1 protein-coding gene is annotated in these 470 nt (G+C 58.3%); it reads left to right on the plus strand.

Translation table 11 applies throughout. The features are described from left to right. Positions 1-276 precede the first annotated feature (276 nt). Positions 277-470 (plus strand): DUF982 domain-containing protein (locus AC0L3I_RS36990; RefSeq protein WP_473530240.1); only part of this gene is annotated, 194 nt, incomplete at its 3' end.

Below are 470 nucleotides of genomic sequence, written 5' to 3' on the forward strand. Positions count from 1 at the left end.
TGCGACCCGCGCTACTCGCGAGGCTTAGGAGCATCAGGGGGAATCGTCATGTTTTGGCCATCGGACTGGTGCGTCTTGTCGTTCACTTGGCCTCGGCGCCTCGTCAACCCAATTCCGTTGCGCGGCCTCTGTTTCCAGCGGCATCCTGAGAAAATCGGTCAGAGGGATCAGCACCCTCTTCGCTGGATACTTGGTAGCGCCGGTTTCCCGAGCATTGTTATGGTCAGCCATTGTCTCGCTCCATATGCCGATCTCGCAAAACGGGGTTCGCGCACGATGGGTAAGTTTCTACCGCTCTTGATCCGCTTTGTGGATGGACGCTTGATCACCGAGGCTGAGCTAGCATTGGCTGGGCAATGGCCGAACAAAGAGGCAGACGTCTACAGGGAGGCCGCTCGCCTTCTCGTCGCAGCAAGGGAAGGAACCTGTACGCCGGATATCGCCTTCATTGCGTTTGAGAAGGCGGCGCG

Source organism: Mesorhizobium sp. WSM4840 (assembly GCF_055811755.1).